Source organism: Leclercia sp. AS011, assembly GCF_037152535.1.
GTDB lineage: Bacteria > Pseudomonadota > Gammaproteobacteria > Enterobacterales > Enterobacteriaceae > Enterobacter.
In genome coordinates this window covers 1-15,603 of record NZ_JBBCMA010000012.1, presented here as the reverse complement: position 1 = coordinate 15,603, position 15,603 = coordinate 1, and the positions used below count along the sequence as shown (strand labels likewise).

Genomic DNA, 15,603 nt, shown 5'->3' with positions numbered 1-15,603 from the left:
AAAAAACCCGCCGGGGCGGGTTTTTTTACGTTACTGCAGATTACTCTGCAGCAGCTTCTGCTTTCTCTGAACGATCAACCAGCTCGATGTAAGCCATCGGCGCGTTGTCGCCTGCACGGAAGCCACACTTCAGAATACGAGTGTAACCACCGGCACGGCTCGCGAAACGCGGGCCCAGTTCGTTAAACAGTTTTGCCACGATCTCGTTATCACGAGTACGGGCGAATGCCAGACGACGATTAGCAACGCTGTCAGTCTTGGCAAGAGTAATCAGCGGCTCAACTACGCGACGCAGCTCTTTCGCTTTAGGCAGGGTCGTCTTGATGATTTCATGACGAACCAGTGAACCTGCCATGTTGCGGAACATAGCCTGGCGATGGCTGCTGTTGCGGTTCAGTTGACGACCACTCTTACGATGGCGCATGACCTTATCCTTCTCAGTAAAACCTTAACCTGTGATCCGGTTACTCGTCAGCAATGCTTGCCGGTGGCCAGTTTTCCAGGCGCATGCCCAGAGACAGACCACGTGAAGCCAGCACGTCTTTAATCTCGGTAAGAGATTTTTTACCCAGGTTCGGCGTTTTCAGCAACTCAACCTCGGTACGCTGTACCAGATCACCGATATAGTGGATAGCTTCTGCCTTGAGGCAGTTAGCAGAGCGGACAGTCAATTCCAGATCGTCAACAGGGCGCAGCAGGATCGGATCGAATTCTGGTTTCTCTTCTTTTACTTCCGGCTGACGTACATCACGTAAGTCAACGAAAGCTTCCAGTTGTTCTGCCAGGATGGTTGCCGCACGACGAATCGCCTCTTCAGGATCGATTGTGCCGTTGGTTTCCATTTCGATGACCAGCTTGTCCAGGTCGGTACGCTGTTCTACACGCGCTGCTTCAACATTGTAGGCAATACGCTCTACAGGGCTGTAGCATGCGTCGACCAGCAGACGGCCGATTGGGCGCTCATCTTCTTCCGAATGAATTCGGGCAGAAGCCGGCACATAACCACGACCGCGCTGAACTTTGATACGCATGCTAATAGCTGCGTTCTCATCGGTCAGGTGGCAGATCACGTGCTGCGGCTTGACGATTTCGACATCACCGTCGTGGGTGATATCGGCTGCAGTCACAGGGCCAATGCCAGATTTATTCAGAGTAAGAATAACTTCATCTTTACCCTGAACTCTCACCGCCAGCCCTTTCAGGTTGAGCAGGATTTCAAGGATATCTTCCTGAACGCCTTCTTTGGTGCTGTACTCATGAAGTACACCATCAATCTCAACCTCGGTCACCGCGCAACCCGGCATCGATGAGAGCAGAATACGGCGCAGTGCGTTACCCAGAGTGTGGCCAAAGCCACGCTCTAAAGGCTCAAGGGTCACCTTGGCGTGCGTCGAACTCACTTGCTCGATATCTACCAGGCGCGGTTTTAGAAACTCTGTCACAGAACCCTGCATTGTGTCCTCTCTTTGGTACTAAGCTTTACTTGGAGTAAAGCTCGACGATCAGGTGTTCGTTAATGTCCGCAGACAGATCAGAACGTTCCGGCTGACGCTTGAACGTACCTTCCATCTTGCCAGCATCAACTTCCAGCCAGGTTGGCTTTTCACGCTGCTCAGCCAGCTCCAGAGCGGCTTTCACGCGAGATTGCTTTTTCGCTTTCTCACGAATGCTAACAACGTCATTCGCTTTAACCTGATAAGAAGCGATGTTAACAACACGACCGTTTACCATGATTGCTTTATGGCTAACCATCTGACGTGCTTCAGCACGAGTGGCGCCAAAGCCCATACGGTATACAACGTTGTCCAGACGACCTTCCAGCAGAGCCAACAGGTTTTCACCGGTGTTGCCTTTCAGACGTGCTGCTTCTTTATAGTAGTTACGGAACTGACGCTCCAGCACACCGTACATACGGCGAACTTTCTGCTTTTCACGCAACTGCACACCATAGTCAGACAGACGCGGTTTACGCGCACCGTGCTGGCCAGGAGCTTGTTCAATTTTACACTTGGTATCGATCGCGCGAACGCCAGACTTAAGGAATAAGTCGGTGCCCTCACGACGGCTCAGCTTGAGCTTAGGACCCAAATATCTTGCCATTTTCTATCTCCAACAATCCTAGAAACGAACGCGTTATACGCGACGTTTTTTCGGCGGACGACAACCGTTATGAGGGATCGGAGTCACATCAGTAATATTAGTGATGCGGAAACCAGCGGCGTTCAGAGCACGAACAGTAGATTCGCGACCCGGACCCGGACCTTTTACCATAACTTCCAGATTCTTGATGCCGTATTCTTTTACGGCTTCAGCGCAACGCTCTGCTGCAACCTGAGCTGCGAACGGAGTTGATTTGCGTGAACCACGGAAACCGGAACCACCGGCTGTTGCCCAACCCAGTGCGTTACCCTGACGATCAGTAATAGTAACGATGGTGTTGTTGAAAGAAGCATGGATATGAGCCACGCCGTCAGAGACTTGTTTTCTTACACGCTTACGTGCACGAACTGGTGCCTTTGCCATTATTCAATCACCCCGATTATTTCTTGATCGGTTTGCGCGGACCCTTACGGGTACGTGCGTTGGTCTTGGTACGCTGGCCGCGAACCGGGAGACCACGACGATGACGCAAACCGCGATAGCAACCAAGATCCATAAGGCGCTTGATGCTCATGCTAACTTCACGGCGCAGATCACCTTCAACGACAAATTTGGCAACTTCGTCACGCAGCGTGTCGATTTGTTCTTCAGACAGCTCACTGATCTTAACATCTTCAGCGATACCCGCTGCAGCCAGAATGGCTTTAGAACGGGTCTTGCCGACGCCATAGATCGAAGTTAATGCGATCACGGCATGTTTCTGATCAGGAATGTTAATGCCTGCTATACGGGCCACTATGCACTCCTACTATTTAATATGTACGCACCATGCTGAAAAGCCCGTTTTCAGGATACTCAAATGGAAACGTACAGACATACAAAAGATTGGCTGGCTAATCTAGCCAGCTCAACCCAACTTTGCAAGAAAAATATGCGAAATAATCAGCCTTGGCGCTGTTTATGCTTCGGCTCGGCACTGCAAATCACACGGATGACACCATCACGCTTAACGATTTTGCAGTTACGGCATAATTTCTTGACGGAAGCACGAACTTTCATTTTTACTCTCCGTAACTTCTCGGGCGCCCTGTTAGCGGCCGTAGCCTTTCAGGTTCGCCTTCTTCAATGCAGACTCGTACTGACTAGACATCATCAGAGTTTGCACTTGAGCCATAAAGTCCATAATGACGACAACAACGATAAGTAGTGAAGTCCCACCGAAGTAGAACGGTACTTTCATTGCATCACGCATGAACTCCGGGATCAGGCAGATAAAAGTAATATAAAGCGCACCAACCAAAGTCAGGCGAGTCATTACTTTATCGATATACTTCGCCGTTTGCTCTCCCGGACGAATTCCTGGTACAAATGCACCGGACTTCTTCAGGTTATCTGCTGTTTCACGCGGGTTGAAGACCAACGCCGTGTAGAAGAAACAGAAGAAGATGATCGCAGACGCATAGAGTAACACATAAAGTGGTTGCCCAGGCTGCAAATACAGCGAAATTGTTGTCAGCCAGTTCCAACCAGTCCCGCCCCCAAACCATGACGCGATGGTCGCTGGGAACAGAATAATACTGGAAGCGAAGATCGCCGGGATTACCCCTGCCATGTTCACTTTCAGCGGTAAATGTGTGCTCTGTGCAGCATAGACTCGACGACCTTGCTGACGTTTCGCGTAGTTTACCACAATGCGGCGTTGACCACGTTCAACGAAGATAACAAAGAACGTCACTGCAAATACTAATACTGCAACCAACAGCAACAGGAGGAAGTGCAGGTCGCCTTGACGCGCTTGCTCGATAGTATGGGCAATGGCTGGCGGGAGTCCCGCAACAATACCAGCGAAAATAATGATCGAAATACCGTTACCGATACCACGTTCAGTAATTTGTTCGCCGAGCCACATCAAGAACATCGTTCCTGAGACCAGACTTACAACAGCGGTGAAATAGAATGCAAAGCCTGGGTTAATAACCAGGCCCTGCATACCAGGCATATTCGGTAGACCGGTAGCAATACCGATCGACTGGAATATTGCCAGCACCAGAGTGCCGTAACGGGTGTACTGGCTGATCTTACGACGACCAGACTCCCCTTCTTTCTTCAGCTCTGCCAGGGTCGGATGAACGACCGTCAGCAGTTGGATAATAATCGATGCCGAAATATACGGCATGATACCCAGCGCAAAGATTGAAGCTCGGCTGAGAGCACCACCAGAGAACATGTTAAACATTTCAATGATGGTGCCTCGCTGTTGCTCAAGCAGTTTGGCAAGTACAGCGGCATCAATACCAGGGATCGGAATGAAAGAGCCAATACGGAACACAATAAGCGCACCGATTACAAACAACAGTCTGCGTTTCAGCTCGCCTAAGCCACCTTTGGCACTTTGAAAATCTAATCCCGGTTGTTTAGCCATCTGCTACTTATTCCTCGATTTTACCGCCAGCAGCTTCGATAGCAGCACGAGCACCTTTAGTAACACGCAGGCCACGAACAGTTACCGGAGTAGAAACTTCACCAGCCAGGATCACTTTCGCGAACTCGATCTGGATACCGATAATGTTTGCTGCTTTCAGCGTGTTCAGGTCTACAACGCCGCCTTCAACTTTCGCCAGGTCAGACAGACGAACTTCGGCTGTGATCGCTGATTTGCGAGAGGTGAAGCCGAACTTCGGCAGACGACGGTACAGTGGCATCTGGCCACCCTCGAAACCGCGACGTACGCCACCGCCAGAACGAGAGTTCTGACCTTTGTGACCACGACCACCGGTTTTGCCGAGGCCAGAACCGATACCACGACCCAGGCGTTTACCCGCCTTTTTAGAGCCTTCGGCCGGAGACAGAGTATTTAAACGCATCTCTTACTCCTCAACTTTAACCATGAAGTAAACCGCGTTGACCATACCACGAACAGCAGGAGTATCCTCGCGCTCAACGGTATGACCAATACGACGCAGACCCAGGCCAAGCAGAGTTGCCTTGTGTTTCGGCAGACGTCCGATTGCACTGCGGGTTTGTGTAATTTTAATAGTCTTTGCCATGGTCAATTACCCCAGAATTTCTTCAACGGATTTACCACGCTTGGCAGCGACCATTTCTGGAGATTTCATATTTTCCAGGCCATCAATAGTTGCACGAACCACGTTAATCGGGTTGGTGGAACCATATGCTTTAGCCAGAACGTTATGAACTCCAGCAACTTCCAGAACGGCGCGCATTGCACCACCGGCGATGATACCGGTACCTTCGGAAGCTGGCTGCATGAAGACACGAGAACCCGTGTGAGTACCCTTAACTGGGTGCTGCAGGGTGCCGTGGTTCAGCGCGACGTTAATCATATTGCGACGGGCTTTTTCCATCGCTTTCTGGATCGCTGCTGGAACTTCACGCGCTTTACCGTAACCAAAACCAACGCGACCATTACCATCACCAACAACAGTCAGAGCTGTGAAGGAGAAAATACGACCACCTTTAACGGTTTTAGATACGCGGTTAACCGCGATCAGCTTTTCCTGCAGTTCGCCAGCCTGTTTTTCGATGTGAGCCATCTTACACCTCTACCTTAGAACTGAAGGCCAGCTTCACGGGCAGCATCTGCCAGTGCCTGGACACGACCATGATATTGGAACCCGGAACGGTCAAAGGACACAACTGTGATGCCTTTTTCCAGAGCGCGTTCAGCAACAGCTTTACCTACAGCTGCAGCGGCGTCTTTGTTACCGGTGTACTTCAATTGTTCAGTAATAGCTTTTTCTACAGTAGAAGCAGCTACCAGAACTTCAGAACCGTTTGGTGCAATTACCTGTGCGTAAATATGACGCGGGGTACGATGTACCACCAGGCGAGTTGCACCCAGCTCTTTGAGCTTGCGGCGTGCGCGGGTCGCACGACGGATACGAGCAGATTTCTTATCCATAGTGTTACCTTACTTCTTCTTAGCCTCTTTGGTACGCACGACTTCGTCGGCGTAACGAACACCCTTGCCTTTATAAGGCTCAGGACGACGGTAGGCGCGCAGATCTGCTGCAACCTGACCGATCAGCTGTTTATCAGCGCCTTTCAGCACGATTTCAGTCTGAGTCGGGCATTCTGCAGTGATACCGGCAGGCAGCGGATGCTCAACAGGGTGTGAGAAGCCCAGAGACAGGCCTACTGCATTCCCTTTGATCGCTGCACGGTAACCTACACCAACCAGTTGAAGCTTTTTAGTGAAGCCTTCGGTAACACCAACAACCATTGAGTTCAGCAGGGCACGCGCGGTACCAGCCTGAGCCCAGCCATCAACGTAACCAGTACGTGGGCCGAAGGTCAGAGCGTTGTCTGCATGATTAACTTCAACAGCATCGTTGAGGGTACGAGTCAGCTCGCCATTTTTACCTTTGATCGTAATAACCTGACCGTCGATTTTTACATCAACGCCGGCAGGAATAACGACCGGTGCTTTAGCAACACGAGACATTTTTTCCTCCGATTAGGCTACGTAGCAGATAATTTCGCCACCAAGACCAGCTTGGCGCGCTGCACGATCAGTCATAACACCTTTAGAGGTAGAAACAACTGCGATACCCATGCCGGCCATAACTTTTGGCAGCTCATCTTTTTTCTTATAGATGCGCAGGCCTGGGCGGCTGACACGCTGAATGCTTTCTACAACAGCTTTACCCTGGAAATACTTGAGAGTAAGTTCCAGTTCCGGCTTGGTGTCGCCTTCAACTTTAAAATCTTCGATAAAACCTTCTTCCTTCAGCACGTTGGCAATTGCCACTTTCAGCTTGGCGGAAGGCATGGTGACCGCAACTTTGTTCGCGGCCTGACCGTTACGGATACGGGTCAGCATATCCGCGATCGGATCTTGCATGCTCATCTGTCTTTACTCCCGTGATTCAATTGGTAATTACCAGCTAGCCTTTTTCAAGCCTGGTACTTCACCGCGCATGGCGGCTTCACGCAGTTTGATACGGCTCAACCCGAACTTGCCCACGAAACCATGTGGACGACCTGTTTGACGACAGCGGTTACGCTGACGAGACGGGCTGGAATCACGCGGCAGAGACTGCAGCTTGAGAACAGCATTCCAACGATCTTCGTCGGAAGCGTTCACATCAGAAATGATCGCTTTCAGTTCAGCGCGTTTAGCGAAGAATTTATCAGCTAAAGCCACGCGCTTTACTTCGCGTGCTTTCATTGATTGCTTAGCCATTCAGTAACCCTACCTTACTTGCGGAACGGGAAGTCAAACGCAGCCAGCAGAGCGCGGCCTTCTTCGTCAGAGTTCGCAGTAGTGGTAATGGTAATATCCAAACCACGCACGCGGTCGACTTTATCGTAGTCGATCTCTGGGAAGATGATCTGCTCACGGACACCCATGCTGTAGTTGCCACGACCGTCGAAAGACTTAGCGGACAGGCCACGGAAGTCACGGATACGTGGAACAGCAATAGAGATCAGGCGCTCAAGGAACTCCCACATGCGTTCGCCACGCAGAGTTACTTTACAGCCGATCGGATAGCCCTGACGGATTTTGAAGCCTGCAACAGATTTGCGTGCTTTGGTGATCAGCGGTTTTTGACCGGAGATTGCTGTCAGATCAGCTGCTGCATTATCCAGCAGTTTCTTGTCAGCGATCGCTTCACCAACACCCATGTTCAGGGTGATCTTCTCGACCCGAGGGACTTGCATGACAGAATTGTAGTTAAACTCAGTCATGAGTTTGTTAACTACTTCGTCTTTGTAGTAATCATGCAGTTTCGCCATCGTACTACTCCAAATTACTTGATAGTTTCGCTGTTAGACTTGAAGAAACGGACTTTTTTGCCGTCTTCGAATCTAAAGCCTACACGGTCAGCCTTGCCGGTTGCCGCATTGAAGATTGCAACGTTAGAAACCTGAATAGCAGCTTCTTTTTCAACGATGCCACCTGGTTGGTTCAGGGCCGGAACCGGCTTCTGGTGTTTCTTAACCAGGTTGATACCTTCAACGACGAGTTTGCCGGAAGACAGAACATTTTTTACTTTACCGCGTTTACCTTTATCTTTACCGGTTAACACGATAACTTCGTCATCACGACGGATTTTCGCTGCCATGATTCGCTCCTTAGAGTACTTCTGGTGCCAGAGAGATAATTTTCATGAACTTTTCAGTACGAAGTTCACGAGTTACCGGCCCAAAGATACGCGTGCCGATAGGCTGCTCGCTGTTATTGTTTAAAATAACGCATGCATTACCATCGAAGCGAATGACAGAACCGTCAGGGCGACGAACACCCTTCCTGGTGCGCACCACTACCGCTTTCAGCACATCACCTTTTTTGACCTTACCACGTGGAATTGCTTCCTTGATGGTGATCTTGATGATGTCGCCTACGCCTGCGTAGCGACGGTGCGAGCCACCCAGAACCTTGATACACATTACGCGACGTGCACCGGAGTTGTCGGCGACGTTCAGCATAGTCTGTTCTTGGATCATTTCAGTGCTCCGCTAATGTCAACTACTACCTGAGACTCTAAAATCAGAGCCGTTAAAAAGCCCCATATCGAGGGCGCGGCATTATAACACCGCTTCTGCAATATGGGTAGAAAAAATAAACGGCTCATTGCTGAGCCGTTTATTCGTATCGAGAAGGCTACTCTATTACAGAACCGCTTTCTCTACAACGCGAACCAGCGTCCAGGACTTAGTCTTGGACAGTGGACGGCATTCACGGATTTCAACCTTGTCGCCGATACCACATTCGTTGTTCTCGTCATGTACGTGCAGTTTGGTCGTACGCTTGATGAATTTACCGTAGATCGGGTGTTTCACAATACGTTCGATAGCTACAACGATGGATTTCTCCATTTTGTCGCTAACAACACGACCTTGCAGAGTACGGATTTTATCGGTCATTACGCACCCGCCTTCTGAGTCAGTAAAGTCTTAACGCGTGCAACATCACGACGTACCTGCTTCAGCAGGTGAGTCTGTTGCAGCTGGCCACTTGCAGCCTGCATACGCAGGTTGAACTGCTCACGCAGCAGGTTCAGCAGCTCAGCGTTCAGCTCTTCTACGCTTTTTTCACGCAGCTCATTTGCTTTCATTACATCACCGTCTTAGTTACAAAGGTGGTTTTGATAGGCAGTTTCGCTGCTGCCAGGCCGAAGGCTTCACGGGCCAGCTCTTCCGGAACACCGTCCATTTCATAAAGGACTTTGCCCGGTTGGATCAAGGCAACCCAGTACTCCACGTTACCTTTACCTTTACCCATACGAACTTCCAGCGGCTTCTCGGTAATTGGTTTGTCCGGGAATACACGGATCCAAATTTTACCTTGACGCTTAACTGCACGGGTCATAGCACGACGTGCTGCTTCGATCTGACGTGCAGTCAGACGACCACGGCCAACAGCTTTCAGACCGAAAGTGCCGAAGCTAACATCCGTACCCTGCGCCAGACCACGGTTGCGGCCTTTGTGCACTTTACGGAATTTTGTACGCTTTGGTTGTAACATCAGCGACGCTCCTTATTTACGGCCTTTACGCTGCTGCTTTTTAGGTTGCGCAGCCGGTTTTTCCGGTTGTTCAACAGCAGCCATACCACCCAGGATCTCACCTTTGAAGATCCATACCTTAACGCCGATTACACCGTAAGTGGTGTGCGCTTCAGAGGTGTTGTAGTCGATGTCAGCACGCAGAGTGTGCAGCGGTACGCGACCTTCGCGGTACCATTCGGTACGTGCGATTTCCGCGCCGCCCAGACGGCCGCTAACTTCAACTTTGATACCTTTAGCGCCCAGACGCATTGCGTTCTGTACAGCACGCTTCATAGCACGACGGAACATAACACGACGTTCCAGCTGTGAAGTGATGCTGTCAGCAACCAATTTAGCGTCCAGTTCAGGCTTACGAACTTCAGCGATATTGATCTGTGCAGGAACGCCAGCGATATCCGCTACGACCTTGCGCAGTTTTTCTACGTCTTCGCCTTTCTTACCGATCACGATGCCAGGACGAGCAGTGTGAATGGTCACACGGATGCTCTTAGCTGGACGCTCGATAACGATACGAGATACAGACGCTTTAGCCAGTTCCTTAGTCAGGTACTGACGTACTTTAAAATCGCTGTCCAGGTTGTCAGCGAATTCTTTGGTGTTCGCAAACCAGGTTGAGTTCCATGGTTTTACAATACCCAGGCGAATACCATTAGGATGTACTTTCTGACCCATTGCTAGTCTCCAGAGTCTCAGCGATCGGACACAACCACAGTAATGTGGCTGGTGCGCTTCAGGATGCGATCTGCACGACCTTTCGCACGCGGCATAATGCGCTTCATGCTTGGGCCTTCGTCTACGAAGATTTTCGCGACTTTCAGATCGTCAATGTCAGCGCCATCGTTGTGTTCAGCGTTAGCAATGGCAGATTCCAGTACCTTCTTAACCAATACCGCAGCTTTCTTGTTGGTATAGGTTAGGATGTCCAGGGCCTGCGACACTTTCTTACCGCGAATCAGGTCAGCAACAAGGCGAACCTTCTGAGCAGAAGAACGAGCATGGCGATGTTGAGCTAAAGTTTCCATCTCTTCCTCCTACCTTATTTCTTCTTCGCTTTTTTATCAGCAGCGTGGCCGCGATAAGTACGAGTCGGTGCGAATTCACCCAGTTTGTGACCGACCATTTCGTCGGAAACAAAGACTGGAACGTGCTGACGACCATTATGGACAGCGATGGTCAAACCGATCATGTTAGGAAAGATCGTTGAACGACGGGACCAAGTGCGCAGGGGCTTCTTGTCTCCGCTTTCCACCGCTTTCTCTACCTTCTTCAGCAAGTGCAGGTCAATAAAAGGACCTTTCTTGAGAGAACGTGGCATGGCTTATCCTCTAATATTATTTGCTACGGCGACGTACGATAAATTTATCAGTACGCTTGTTGCTGCGGGTCTTCTTACCTTTGGTCTGAACGCCCCACGGAGTTACCGGGTGCTTACCAAAGTTACGACCTTCACCACCACCATGTGGGTGGTCGACTGGGTTCATCGCAGTACCGCGAACGGTAGGACGAACACCACGCCAGCGTGCAGCACCTGCTTTACCCAGTACGCGCAGCATATGCTCAGCATTGCCAACTTCGCCCAGAGTAGCGCGGCAGTCTGCTTCGACTTTACGCATTTCACCAGAACGCAGACGCAGGGTGACATAAGCACCATCACGCGCAACGATCTGAACGTAAGTACCAGCGGAACGTGCCAGCTGACCGCCTTTACCTGGTTTCATTTCTACGTTATGAACGGTAGAACCAACCGGGATATTGCGCATCGGCAGGGTGTTACCTGCTTTGATTGCAGCATCAACGCCAGATTGAATCTGGTCGCCAGCTTTCAGGCCTTTAGGGGCCAGAATGTAACGACGCTCGCCATCTTTGTACAGAACCAGCGCGATGTTCGCGGAACGGTTCGGATCGTACTCAAGACGCTCAACAACAGCTGGGATACCGTCTTTGTTGCGTTTAAAGTCAACAATACGGTAAGCCTGCTTGTGACCACCACCGATATGACGAGTGGTGATACGGCCATTGTTGTTACGACCGCCGGATTTGCTGTTTTTTTCAACCAGCGGAGCAAAAGGTTTGCCCTTGTGCAGCTCTGGGTTGACCACTTTAACGACGTGGCGACGACCCGGAGATGTCGGTTTACATTTAACAACTGCCATTGTATTACTCCTCCGACTTACTCAGCGCCGCCAACGAAGTCCAGATTCTGGCCTTCTTTCAGGGTGACGTAAGCTTTTTTCCAGTCGCTACGACGACCGATACGCTGTCCGTGACGTTTAACTTTCCCTTTAACTACCAGGGTGTTAACGACTTCGACTTCGACTTCAAACAGTTTCTGCACAGCAGCTTTGATTTCTGCTTTGGTCGCGTCTTTAGCAACTTTGAGAACGATGGTGTTAGTTTTTTCCATCGCAGCAGACGCTTTTTCAGAAACGTGCGGTGCACGAAGCACCTTCAGCAGACGTTCTTCACGAATCATGCCAGCATCTCCTCAACTTGCTTAACAGCATCAGCAGTCATTACGACTTTGTCGAAGGCGATCAGGCTAACCGGGTCGATACCAGTCGCATCGCGTACGTCAACCTTGTGCAGGTTACGTGCGGCAAGGAACAGGTTCTCGTCCAGCTCACCGGTGATGATCAGCACATCTTCCAGAGCCATGTCTTTCAGTTTCTGTGCCAGCAGCTTAGTTTTAGGCGCTTCTACAGAGAAAGATTCGACAACGATCAGACGATCCTGACGTACCAGTTCGGACAGGATGCTTTTCAGCGCGCCGCGGTACATCTTTTTGTTAACTTTTTGACTGTGGTCCTGCGGGCGAGCAGCGAAGGTCACGCCACCGGAACGCCAGATCGGGCTCTTGATAGAACCTGAACGCGCACGGCCGGTACCTTTCTGGCGCCACGGCTTTTTGCCGGAACCAGTTACTTCAGCACGAGTCTTCTGAGCACGAGTACCCTGACGAGCACCAGCTGCATAAGCAACAACAACCTGGTGAACCAGCGCTTCGTTGAAATCACGACCGAAGGTAGTTTCGGAAACAGTCAGCGCGCTCTGCGCGTCTTTCAATACTAATTCCATTGCTATCCCCTTACGCCTTCACAGCTGGTTTAACGATCAGGTCGCTACCGGTTGCACCCGGAACTGCACCTTTAACCAGCAGCAGGTTGCGCTCAGCGTCAACACGTACTACGTCCAGGCTCTGAACGGTCACACGTTCGTTACCCAGCTGACCTGCCATTTTCTTGCCTTTGAACACTTTGCCCGGAGTCTGGTTCTGACCGATAGAACCCGGAACGCGGTGGGACAAGGAGTTACCGTGCGTGGCATCCTGAGTACGGAAGTTCCAGCGCTTAACGGTACCAGCAAAACCTTTACCTTTAGAGGTACCGGTTACGTCAACTTTTTTAACTTCTGCAAACAGCTCAACGCTAATGTCCTGACCTACGGTGAACTCTTCGCCTTCAGCAAGACGGAATTCCCACAGACCACGGCCAGCTTCAACGCCAGCTTTAGCGAAGTGACCCGCTTCCGGTTTGGTTACACGGTTAGCTTTTTTAGCACCAGTGGTAACCTGAACGGCACGGTAGCCATCGTTAGCCAGGTCTTTAACCTGAGTAACGCGGTTTGCTTCAACTTCGATTACGGTTACTGGGATAGATACGCCATCTTCAGTGAAGATGCGGGTCATGCCCACTTTTTTACCGACTAAACCAATCATTGTATCAACCTCTCAATCGCTCGATGACCTGATTAACCCAGGCTGATCTGCACGTCTACACCGGCAGCCAGATCCAGACGCATCAGAGCATCAACGGTTTTCTCGGTTGGCTCAACGATGTCAACCAGACGCTTGTGAGTGCGGATTTCGTACTGATCACGCGCGTCTTTGTTAACGTGCGGGGAGATCAGAACGGTAAAGCGCTCTTTGCGGGTCGGCAGCGGGATCGGACCACGGACTTGCGCACCAGTGCGCTTAGCAGTCTCGACGATTTCCGCGGTTGATTGATCGATCAGACGATGATCAAACGCTTTAAGACGGATACGGATTCTTTGGTTCTGCATGAGACCAGAGCTCCAATTATTTTATAAACGAAAATGATTACTACTCAAACCCATTACGATTGATGGGAGAGTGTAACCGTTCTTACGTAGCCCCCCAATTGGGAGCATTGTTAGGCAACGAAAAACAGTGTTGCCTGGGTTCAGATTGAACCAGCTGTCAATTACGACAAGCCCGCGCATTATACGTAAATCTCGGCAGGACGCAAGCCCCGTTTAGGAAATAGACGACGCCGGGCACTTTTGCGTAGCGGCTCGTAAATATTCTGCAATGTTACGGCGAGATGCAGATAGTCGGGAAAACGTTACGCAGGGTGGAGTTTTGCTGATTGTATAACCTTACGTAACGAGTGGAATATGGCCGCACATATTTTATTGAGGCTCTAACGATGCTCACTACCCTCCCCTTCCTGCTTGTTTACCTGGGTTTAACCTGTTTATTAGTCCGTGAGGATATCCGTTCGCATCTGCTTCCGGACAAATACCTATGCCCCCTACTCTGGGCAGGTCTGCTTTATCACCTCTGCCTTCGTCCCGATTTTCTGGCAAGCGCGGTCTTAGGTGCGATAGCGGGATACGCTGGCTTCGCGATGATTTATTGGGCTTATAAACTGATACGCAAACGTGAAGGGCTGGGATATGGCGACGTGAAATATCTGGGGGCGCTGGGCGCATGGCATGGCTGGTGTGTACTTCCTGCGCTGGCATTGTGCGCAGCGCTGCTGGCGACGCTGTATCTTTTAATACGTTCCCTGTTTAAACCTGGAGAACAGATATTAAAAAACCCGCTGCCTTTTGGACCTTTCATGGCGGCAGCGGGTTTAATGACAGATGGGCAAAGCCTGATCAGTTTTCCACTTTAATCTGTGACTGGAGGTAATTCTGCAGGCCGATTTTACCGATAAGATCCAGCTCAGTTTCGAGCCAGTCGATGTGCCCTTCTTCATCAGCCAGGATCTGAATCATCATATCGCGGCTGACGTAATCGTGAACGCTGTCGGCATAAGCGATGGCCTCACGGAGATCTTTTGCACCTTCGAGTTCCAGCGCCAGATCGGATCGCAGCATCTCTTCAACGTCTTCGCCGATACCCAGCTTGCCGAGATCCTGCAGGTTGGGGATCCCCTCAAGAAACAAAATACGCTCGATGTACTTATCGGCGTGTTTCATCTCATCAATGGATTCATGGTATTCAACATCGTTGAGGCGAGTCAGACCCCAGTTCTTGAACATTCTCGCGTGGAGAAAGTATTGATTGATTGCGACAAGCTCATTTCCCAATAATTTATTGAGATAACTTATGATTTTAATATCACCTTTCATTATAGTCCCTCCGCTTCCACTTATTGAAGCGTAGATGGGGCTACAGGGATGTCAAAAAAAAGAATGAGTCTCAGGCAATCTCTTTGTATTCCGGGATCTGCATCAATTCGTCCTGCATGATCTCACGGGCAGCGCGAACGCACTTACCGCATTGATTTCCCACCGGAACAAACTTACGCAGCTGCTGAAAAGATTGTGGTTGAAACTGGCGAACGGCCTGACGAATTTTTTTATCACTCACACCATTACATAAACAAACGTACATAACCACTCCCGTTCAAAATATGCGCAAAGTGTAAGTGAGAATAATTATGATTACAATAGCACAAGCGTGAAGATACGGGGCGGGGGCCAACAAAAAATGCGAAAATTTGTGACAGGGGAAAAAGGCAGACAACAAAAAAGGACGCCGAAGCGTCCTTTTTAATTCGGGGATAATTAATTAGCCCAGAACTTTAGCAACAACACCCGCGCCAACGGTACGGCCGCCTTCACGGATTGCGAAACGCAGACCGTCATCCATCGCGATTGGGTGGATCAGGGTAACAACCATCTTGATGTTGTCGCCTGGCATTACCATCTCAACGCCT

Annotated in this window: 31 protein-coding genes and 1 pseudogene; 1 reads left to right on the top strand and 31 read right to left on the bottom strand. The window is 50.3% G+C overall.

Features of this window, described 5'->3' with window-relative positions; all coding sequences use genetic code 11:
* Positions 1 to 40 precede the first annotated feature (40 nt).
* The 28 genes from rplQ to rpsJ form a co-directional block, all read right to left on the bottom strand.
* Positions 41 to 424: a 50S ribosomal protein L17 gene (gene rplQ / locus WFO70_RS22140; protein ID WP_001216368.1), complete on the bottom strand. Its 384-nt coding sequence runs from the start codon at positions 422 to 424 to the stop codon at positions 41 to 43.
* A 40-nt stretch (positions 425 to 464) separates the two neighbouring features.
* Positions 465 to 1,454, bottom strand: a complete 990-nt coding sequence (locus tag WFO70_RS22135; RefSeq protein ID WP_002919219.1) for a DNA-directed RNA polymerase subunit alpha — start codon at positions 1,452 to 1,454, stop codon at positions 465 to 467.
* Between the two features lie 25 nt (positions 1,455 to 1,479).
* The gene (gene rpsD / locus WFO70_RS22130) at positions 1,480 to 2,100 is read right to left on the bottom strand and encodes a 30S ribosomal protein S4 (RefSeq protein WP_032614687.1); all 621 of its coding nucleotides are present in this window, start codon (positions 2,098 to 2,100) and stop codon (positions 1,480 to 1,482) included.
* Between the two features lie 33 nt (positions 2,101 to 2,133).
* Positions 2,134 to 2,523, bottom strand: coding sequence for a 30S ribosomal protein S11 (gene rpsK, locus WFO70_RS22125; RefSeq protein WP_003863312.1), 390 nt, complete (start codon positions 2,521 to 2,523; stop codon positions 2,134 to 2,136).
* Positions 2,524 to 2,539: 16 nt separating this feature from the next.
* A complete protein-coding gene (gene rpsM / locus WFO70_RS22120; protein ID WP_003031135.1) occupies positions 2,540 to 2,896 on the bottom strand; it encodes a 30S ribosomal protein S13 in 357 nt (118 codons plus the stop codon).
* A 146-nt stretch (positions 2,897 to 3,042) separates the two neighbouring features.
* Positions 3,043 to 3,159 carry a 50S ribosomal protein L36 gene (rpmJ, locus tag WFO70_RS22115; RefSeq protein ID WP_000868187.1) on the bottom strand — a complete coding sequence of 39 codons (117 nt, stop codon included), beginning with the start codon at positions 3,157 to 3,159 and terminating at the stop codon, positions 3,043 to 3,045.
* 31 nt (positions 3,160 to 3,190) lie between these two features.
* Positions 3,191 to 4,522 (bottom strand): preprotein translocase subunit SecY, encoded by a 1,332-nt coding sequence (gene secY, locus WFO70_RS22110; RefSeq protein WP_039032064.1) that lies wholly within the window; start codon positions 4,520 to 4,522, stop codon positions 3,191 to 3,193.
* Between the two features lie 7 nt (positions 4,523 to 4,529).
* Positions 4,530 to 4,964 (bottom strand): 50S ribosomal protein L15, encoded by a 435-nt coding sequence (gene rplO / locus WFO70_RS22105; RefSeq protein ID WP_032614692.1) that lies wholly within the window; start codon positions 4,962 to 4,964, stop codon positions 4,530 to 4,532.
* A gap of 3 nt (positions 4,965 to 4,967) precedes the next feature.
* The gene (rpmD, locus tag WFO70_RS22100) at positions 4,968 to 5,147 is read right to left on the bottom strand and encodes a 50S ribosomal protein L30 (protein WP_003863301.1); all 180 of its coding nucleotides are present in this window, start codon (positions 5,145 to 5,147) and stop codon (positions 4,968 to 4,970) included.
* 6 nt (positions 5,148 to 5,153) lie between these two features.
* On the bottom strand, positions 5,154 to 5,654 hold the full coding sequence (rpsE, locus tag WFO70_RS22095) for a 30S ribosomal protein S5 (RefSeq protein ID WP_007369821.1): 501 nt from the start codon (positions 5,652 to 5,654) through the stop codon (positions 5,154 to 5,156).
* A 14-nt stretch (positions 5,655 to 5,668) separates the two neighbouring features.
* Positions 5,669 to 6,022 (bottom strand): 50S ribosomal protein L18, encoded by a 354-nt coding sequence (rplR, locus tag WFO70_RS22090; protein WP_032614694.1) that lies wholly within the window; start codon positions 6,020 to 6,022, stop codon positions 5,669 to 5,671.
* Between the two features lie 9 nt (positions 6,023 to 6,031).
* On the bottom strand, positions 6,032 to 6,565 hold the full coding sequence (rplF, locus tag WFO70_RS22085; RefSeq protein ID WP_142487329.1) for a 50S ribosomal protein L6: 534 nt from the start codon (positions 6,563 to 6,565) through the stop codon (positions 6,032 to 6,034).
* A gap of 12 nt (positions 6,566 to 6,577) precedes the next feature.
* Positions 6,578 to 6,970, bottom strand: a complete 393-nt coding sequence (gene rpsH / locus WFO70_RS22080; protein WP_032614699.1) for a 30S ribosomal protein S8 — start codon at positions 6,968 to 6,970, stop codon at positions 6,578 to 6,580.
* 30 nt (positions 6,971 to 7,000) lie between these two features.
* A complete protein-coding gene (rpsN, locus tag WFO70_RS22075) occupies positions 7,001 to 7,306 on the bottom strand; it encodes a 30S ribosomal protein S14 (RefSeq protein WP_032614701.1) in 306 nt (101 codons plus the stop codon).
* Between the two features lie 14 nt (positions 7,307 to 7,320).
* Complete coding sequence (rplE, locus tag WFO70_RS22070) at positions 7,321 to 7,860, bottom strand: 50S ribosomal protein L5 (RefSeq protein ID WP_032614703.1); 540 nt, start codon at positions 7,858 to 7,860, stop codon at positions 7,321 to 7,323.
* 14 nt (positions 7,861 to 7,874) lie between these two features.
* On the bottom strand, positions 7,875 to 8,189 hold the full coding sequence (rplX, locus tag WFO70_RS22065; RefSeq protein WP_003863287.1) for a 50S ribosomal protein L24: 315 nt from the start codon (positions 8,187 to 8,189) through the stop codon (positions 7,875 to 7,877).
* Positions 8,190 to 8,199: 10 nt separating this feature from the next.
* Positions 8,200 to 8,571 carry a 50S ribosomal protein L14 gene (gene rplN, locus WFO70_RS22060; protein ID WP_004160583.1) on the bottom strand — a complete coding sequence of 124 codons (372 nt, stop codon included), beginning with the start codon at positions 8,569 to 8,571 and terminating at the stop codon, positions 8,200 to 8,202.
* A 165-nt stretch (positions 8,572 to 8,736) separates the two neighbouring features.
* Positions 8,737 to 8,991, bottom strand: coding sequence for a 30S ribosomal protein S17 (gene rpsQ / locus WFO70_RS22055; protein ID WP_008503489.1), 255 nt, complete (start codon positions 8,989 to 8,991; stop codon positions 8,737 to 8,739).
* The gene (gene rpmC, locus WFO70_RS22050) at positions 8,991 to 9,182 is read right to left on the bottom strand and encodes a 50S ribosomal protein L29 (protein WP_032614707.1); all 192 of its coding nucleotides are present in this window, start codon (positions 9,180 to 9,182) and stop codon (positions 8,991 to 8,993) included. Before rpmC ends, rpsQ begins: the two co-directional genes overlap by 1 nt.
* Positions 9,182 to 9,592 (bottom strand): 50S ribosomal protein L16, encoded by a 411-nt coding sequence (gene rplP / locus WFO70_RS22045; RefSeq protein ID WP_002919759.1) that lies wholly within the window; start codon positions 9,590 to 9,592, stop codon positions 9,182 to 9,184. Before rplP ends, rpmC begins: the two co-directional genes overlap by 1 nt.
* Before the next feature lie 12 nt (positions 9,593 to 9,604).
* Positions 9,605 to 10,306, bottom strand: coding sequence for a 30S ribosomal protein S3 (gene rpsC, locus WFO70_RS22040; RefSeq protein ID WP_000529945.1), 702 nt, complete (start codon positions 10,304 to 10,306; stop codon positions 9,605 to 9,607).
* Between the two features lie 17 nt (positions 10,307 to 10,323).
* Positions 10,324 to 10,656: a 50S ribosomal protein L22 gene (rplV, locus tag WFO70_RS22035; RefSeq protein ID WP_002919773.1), complete on the bottom strand. Its 333-nt coding sequence runs from the start codon at positions 10,654 to 10,656 to the stop codon at positions 10,324 to 10,326.
* Positions 10,657 to 10,670: 14 nt separating this feature from the next.
* The gene (rpsS, locus tag WFO70_RS22030) at positions 10,671 to 10,949 is read right to left on the bottom strand and encodes a 30S ribosomal protein S19 (RefSeq protein ID WP_001138115.1); all 279 of its coding nucleotides are present in this window, start codon (positions 10,947 to 10,949) and stop codon (positions 10,671 to 10,673) included.
* Positions 10,950 to 10,965: 16 nt separating this feature from the next.
* On the bottom strand, positions 10,966 to 11,787 hold the full coding sequence (gene rplB / locus WFO70_RS22025; RefSeq protein WP_000301869.1) for a 50S ribosomal protein L2: 822 nt from the start codon (positions 11,785 to 11,787) through the stop codon (positions 10,966 to 10,968).
* A 17-nt stretch (positions 11,788 to 11,804) separates the two neighbouring features.
* Positions 11,805 to 12,107 (bottom strand): 50S ribosomal protein L23, encoded by a 303-nt coding sequence (rplW, locus tag WFO70_RS22020; protein ID WP_004868363.1) that lies wholly within the window; start codon positions 12,105 to 12,107, stop codon positions 11,805 to 11,807.
* Positions 12,104 to 12,709, bottom strand: a complete 606-nt coding sequence (gene rplD / locus WFO70_RS22015) for a 50S ribosomal protein L4 (protein ID WP_003031119.1) — start codon at positions 12,707 to 12,709, stop codon at positions 12,104 to 12,106. The genes rplW and rplD overlap by 4 nt, the downstream gene beginning before the upstream one ends.
* Before the next feature lie 10 nt (positions 12,710 to 12,719).
* Positions 12,720 to 13,349, bottom strand: coding sequence for a 50S ribosomal protein L3 (gene rplC / locus WFO70_RS22010; RefSeq protein WP_016538466.1), 630 nt, complete (start codon positions 13,347 to 13,349; stop codon positions 12,720 to 12,722).
* Between the two features lie 32 nt (positions 13,350 to 13,381).
* A complete protein-coding gene (rpsJ, locus tag WFO70_RS22005) occupies positions 13,382 to 13,693 on the bottom strand; it encodes a 30S ribosomal protein S10 (RefSeq protein WP_001181005.1) in 312 nt (103 codons plus the stop codon).
* Positions 13,694 to 14,079: 386 nt separating this feature from the next.
* Here rpsJ and WFO70_RS22000 point away from each other — a divergent pair, with 386 nt between their 5' ends.
* Complete coding sequence (locus tag WFO70_RS22000) at positions 14,080 to 14,553, top strand: prepilin peptidase (RefSeq protein WP_337019349.1); 474 nt, start codon at positions 14,080 to 14,082, stop codon at positions 14,551 to 14,553.
* On the opposite strand, the gene bfr is transcribed toward WFO70_RS22000, so the two are convergent.
* The 3 genes and pseudogenes from bfr to tuf form a co-directional block, all read right to left on the bottom strand.
* Positions 14,537 to 15,013, bottom strand: coding sequence for a bacterioferritin (gene bfr, locus WFO70_RS21995; protein WP_337019347.1), 477 nt, complete (start codon positions 15,011 to 15,013; stop codon positions 14,537 to 14,539). The two genes, WFO70_RS22000 and bfr, sit on opposite strands and share 17 nt — an antisense overlap.
* A 70-nt stretch (positions 15,014 to 15,083) precedes the next feature.
* On the bottom strand, positions 15,084 to 15,278 hold the full coding sequence (gene bfd / locus WFO70_RS21990) for a bacterioferritin-associated ferredoxin (protein WP_008503493.1): 195 nt from the start codon (positions 15,276 to 15,278) through the stop codon (positions 15,084 to 15,086).
* A 177-nt stretch (positions 15,279 to 15,455) separates the two neighbouring features.
* Positions 15,456 to 15,603, bottom strand: a pseudogene (gene tuf / locus WFO70_RS21985) (elongation factor Tu); the annotation flags it as partial.

Coding starts and splice junctions, on each gene's coding strand:
- bfd (WP_008503493.1), bottom strand. CDS start 15,278: ATGTACGTTTGTTTATGTAATGGTGTGAGTGATAAAAAAATTCGTCAG.
- rpsS (WP_001138115.1), bottom strand. CDS start 10,949: ATGCCACGTTCTCTCAAGAAAGGTCCTTTTATTGACCTGCACTTGCTG.
- rplF (WP_142487329.1), bottom strand. CDS start 6,565: ATGTCTCGTGTTGCTAAAGCACCGGTCGTTATTCCTGCCGGCGTTGAT.
- rplN (WP_004160583.1), bottom strand. CDS start 8,571: ATGATCCAAGAACAGACTATGCTGAACGTCGCCGACAACTCCGGTGCA.
- rpsE (WP_007369821.1), bottom strand. CDS start 5,654: ATGGCTCACATCGAAAAACAGGCTGGCGAACTGCAGGAAAAGCTGATC.
- rpsJ (WP_001181005.1), bottom strand. CDS start 13,693: ATGCAGAACCAAAGAATCCGTATCCGTCTTAAAGCGTTTGATCATCGT.
- rpsN (WP_032614701.1), bottom strand. CDS start 7,306: ATGGCTAAGCAATCAATGAAAGCACGCGAAGTAAAGCGCGTGGCTTTA.
- secY (WP_039032064.1), bottom strand. CDS start 4,522: ATGGCTAAACAACCGGGATTAGATTTTCAAAGTGCCAAAGGTGGCTTA.
- rplV (WP_002919773.1), bottom strand. CDS start 10,656: ATGGAAACTTTAGCTCAACATCGCCATGCTCGTTCTTCTGCTCAGAAG.
- rpmC (WP_032614707.1), bottom strand. CDS start 9,182: ATGAAAGCAAATGAGCTGCGTGAAAAAAGCGTAGAAGAGCTGAACGCT.
- rplD (WP_003031119.1), bottom strand. CDS start 12,709: ATGGAATTAGTATTGAAAGACGCGCAGAGCGCGCTGACTGTTTCCGAA.
- rplE (WP_032614703.1), bottom strand. CDS start 7,860: ATGGCGAAACTGCATGATTACTACAAAGACGAAGTAGTTAACAAACTC.
- WFO70_RS22000 (WP_337019349.1), top strand. CDS start 14,080: ATGCTCACTACCCTCCCCTTCCTGCTTGTTTACCTGGGTTTAACCTGT.
- rpsD (WP_032614687.1), bottom strand. CDS start 2,100: ATGGCAAGATATTTGGGTCCTAAGCTCAAGCTGAGCCGTCGTGAGGGC.
- rplW (WP_004868363.1), bottom strand. CDS start 12,107: ATGATTCGTGAAGAACGTCTGCTGAAGGTGCTTCGTGCACCGCACGTT.
- rpmD (WP_003863301.1), bottom strand. CDS start 5,147: ATGGCAAAGACTATTAAAATTACACAAACCCGCAGTGCAATCGGACGT.
- rplO (WP_032614692.1), bottom strand. CDS start 4,964: ATGCGTTTAAATACTCTGTCTCCGGCCGAAGGCTCTAAAAAGGCGGGT.
- WFO70_RS22135 (WP_002919219.1), bottom strand. CDS start 1,454: ATGCAGGGTTCTGTGACAGAGTTTCTAAAACCGCGCCTGGTAGATATC.
- rpsQ (WP_008503489.1), bottom strand. CDS start 8,991: ATGACCGATAAAATCCGTACTCTGCAAGGTCGTGTTGTTAGCGACAAA.
- rpsC (WP_000529945.1), bottom strand. CDS start 10,306: ATGGGTCAGAAAGTACATCCTAATGGTATTCGCCTGGGTATTGTAAAA.
- rplQ (WP_001216368.1), bottom strand. CDS start 424: ATGCGCCATCGTAAGAGTGGTCGTCAACTGAACCGCAACAGCAGCCAT.
- rplC (WP_016538466.1), bottom strand. CDS start 13,349: ATGATTGGTTTAGTCGGTAAAAAAGTGGGCATGACCCGCATCTTCACT.
- rplX (WP_003863287.1), bottom strand. CDS start 8,189: ATGGCAGCGAAAATCCGTCGTGATGACGAAGTTATCGTGTTAACCGGT.
- bfr (WP_337019347.1), bottom strand. CDS start 15,013: ATGAAAGGTGATATTAAAATCATAAGTTATCTCAATAAATTATTGGGA.
- rplP (WP_002919759.1), bottom strand. CDS start 9,592: ATGTTACAACCAAAGCGTACAAAATTCCGTAAAGTGCACAAAGGCCGC.
- rpsH (WP_032614699.1), bottom strand. CDS start 6,970: ATGAGCATGCAAGATCCGATCGCGGATATGCTGACCCGTATCCGTAAC.
- rplB (WP_000301869.1), bottom strand. CDS start 11,787: ATGGCAGTTGTTAAATGTAAACCGACATCTCCGGGTCGTCGCCACGTC.
- rpmJ (WP_000868187.1), bottom strand. CDS start 3,159: ATGAAAGTTCGTGCTTCCGTCAAGAAATTATGCCGTAACTGCAAAATC.
- rplR (WP_032614694.1), bottom strand. CDS start 6,022: ATGGATAAGAAATCTGCTCGTATCCGTCGTGCGACCCGCGCACGCCGC.
- rpsK (WP_003863312.1), bottom strand. CDS start 2,523: ATGGCAAAGGCACCAGTTCGTGCACGTAAGCGTGTAAGAAAACAAGTC.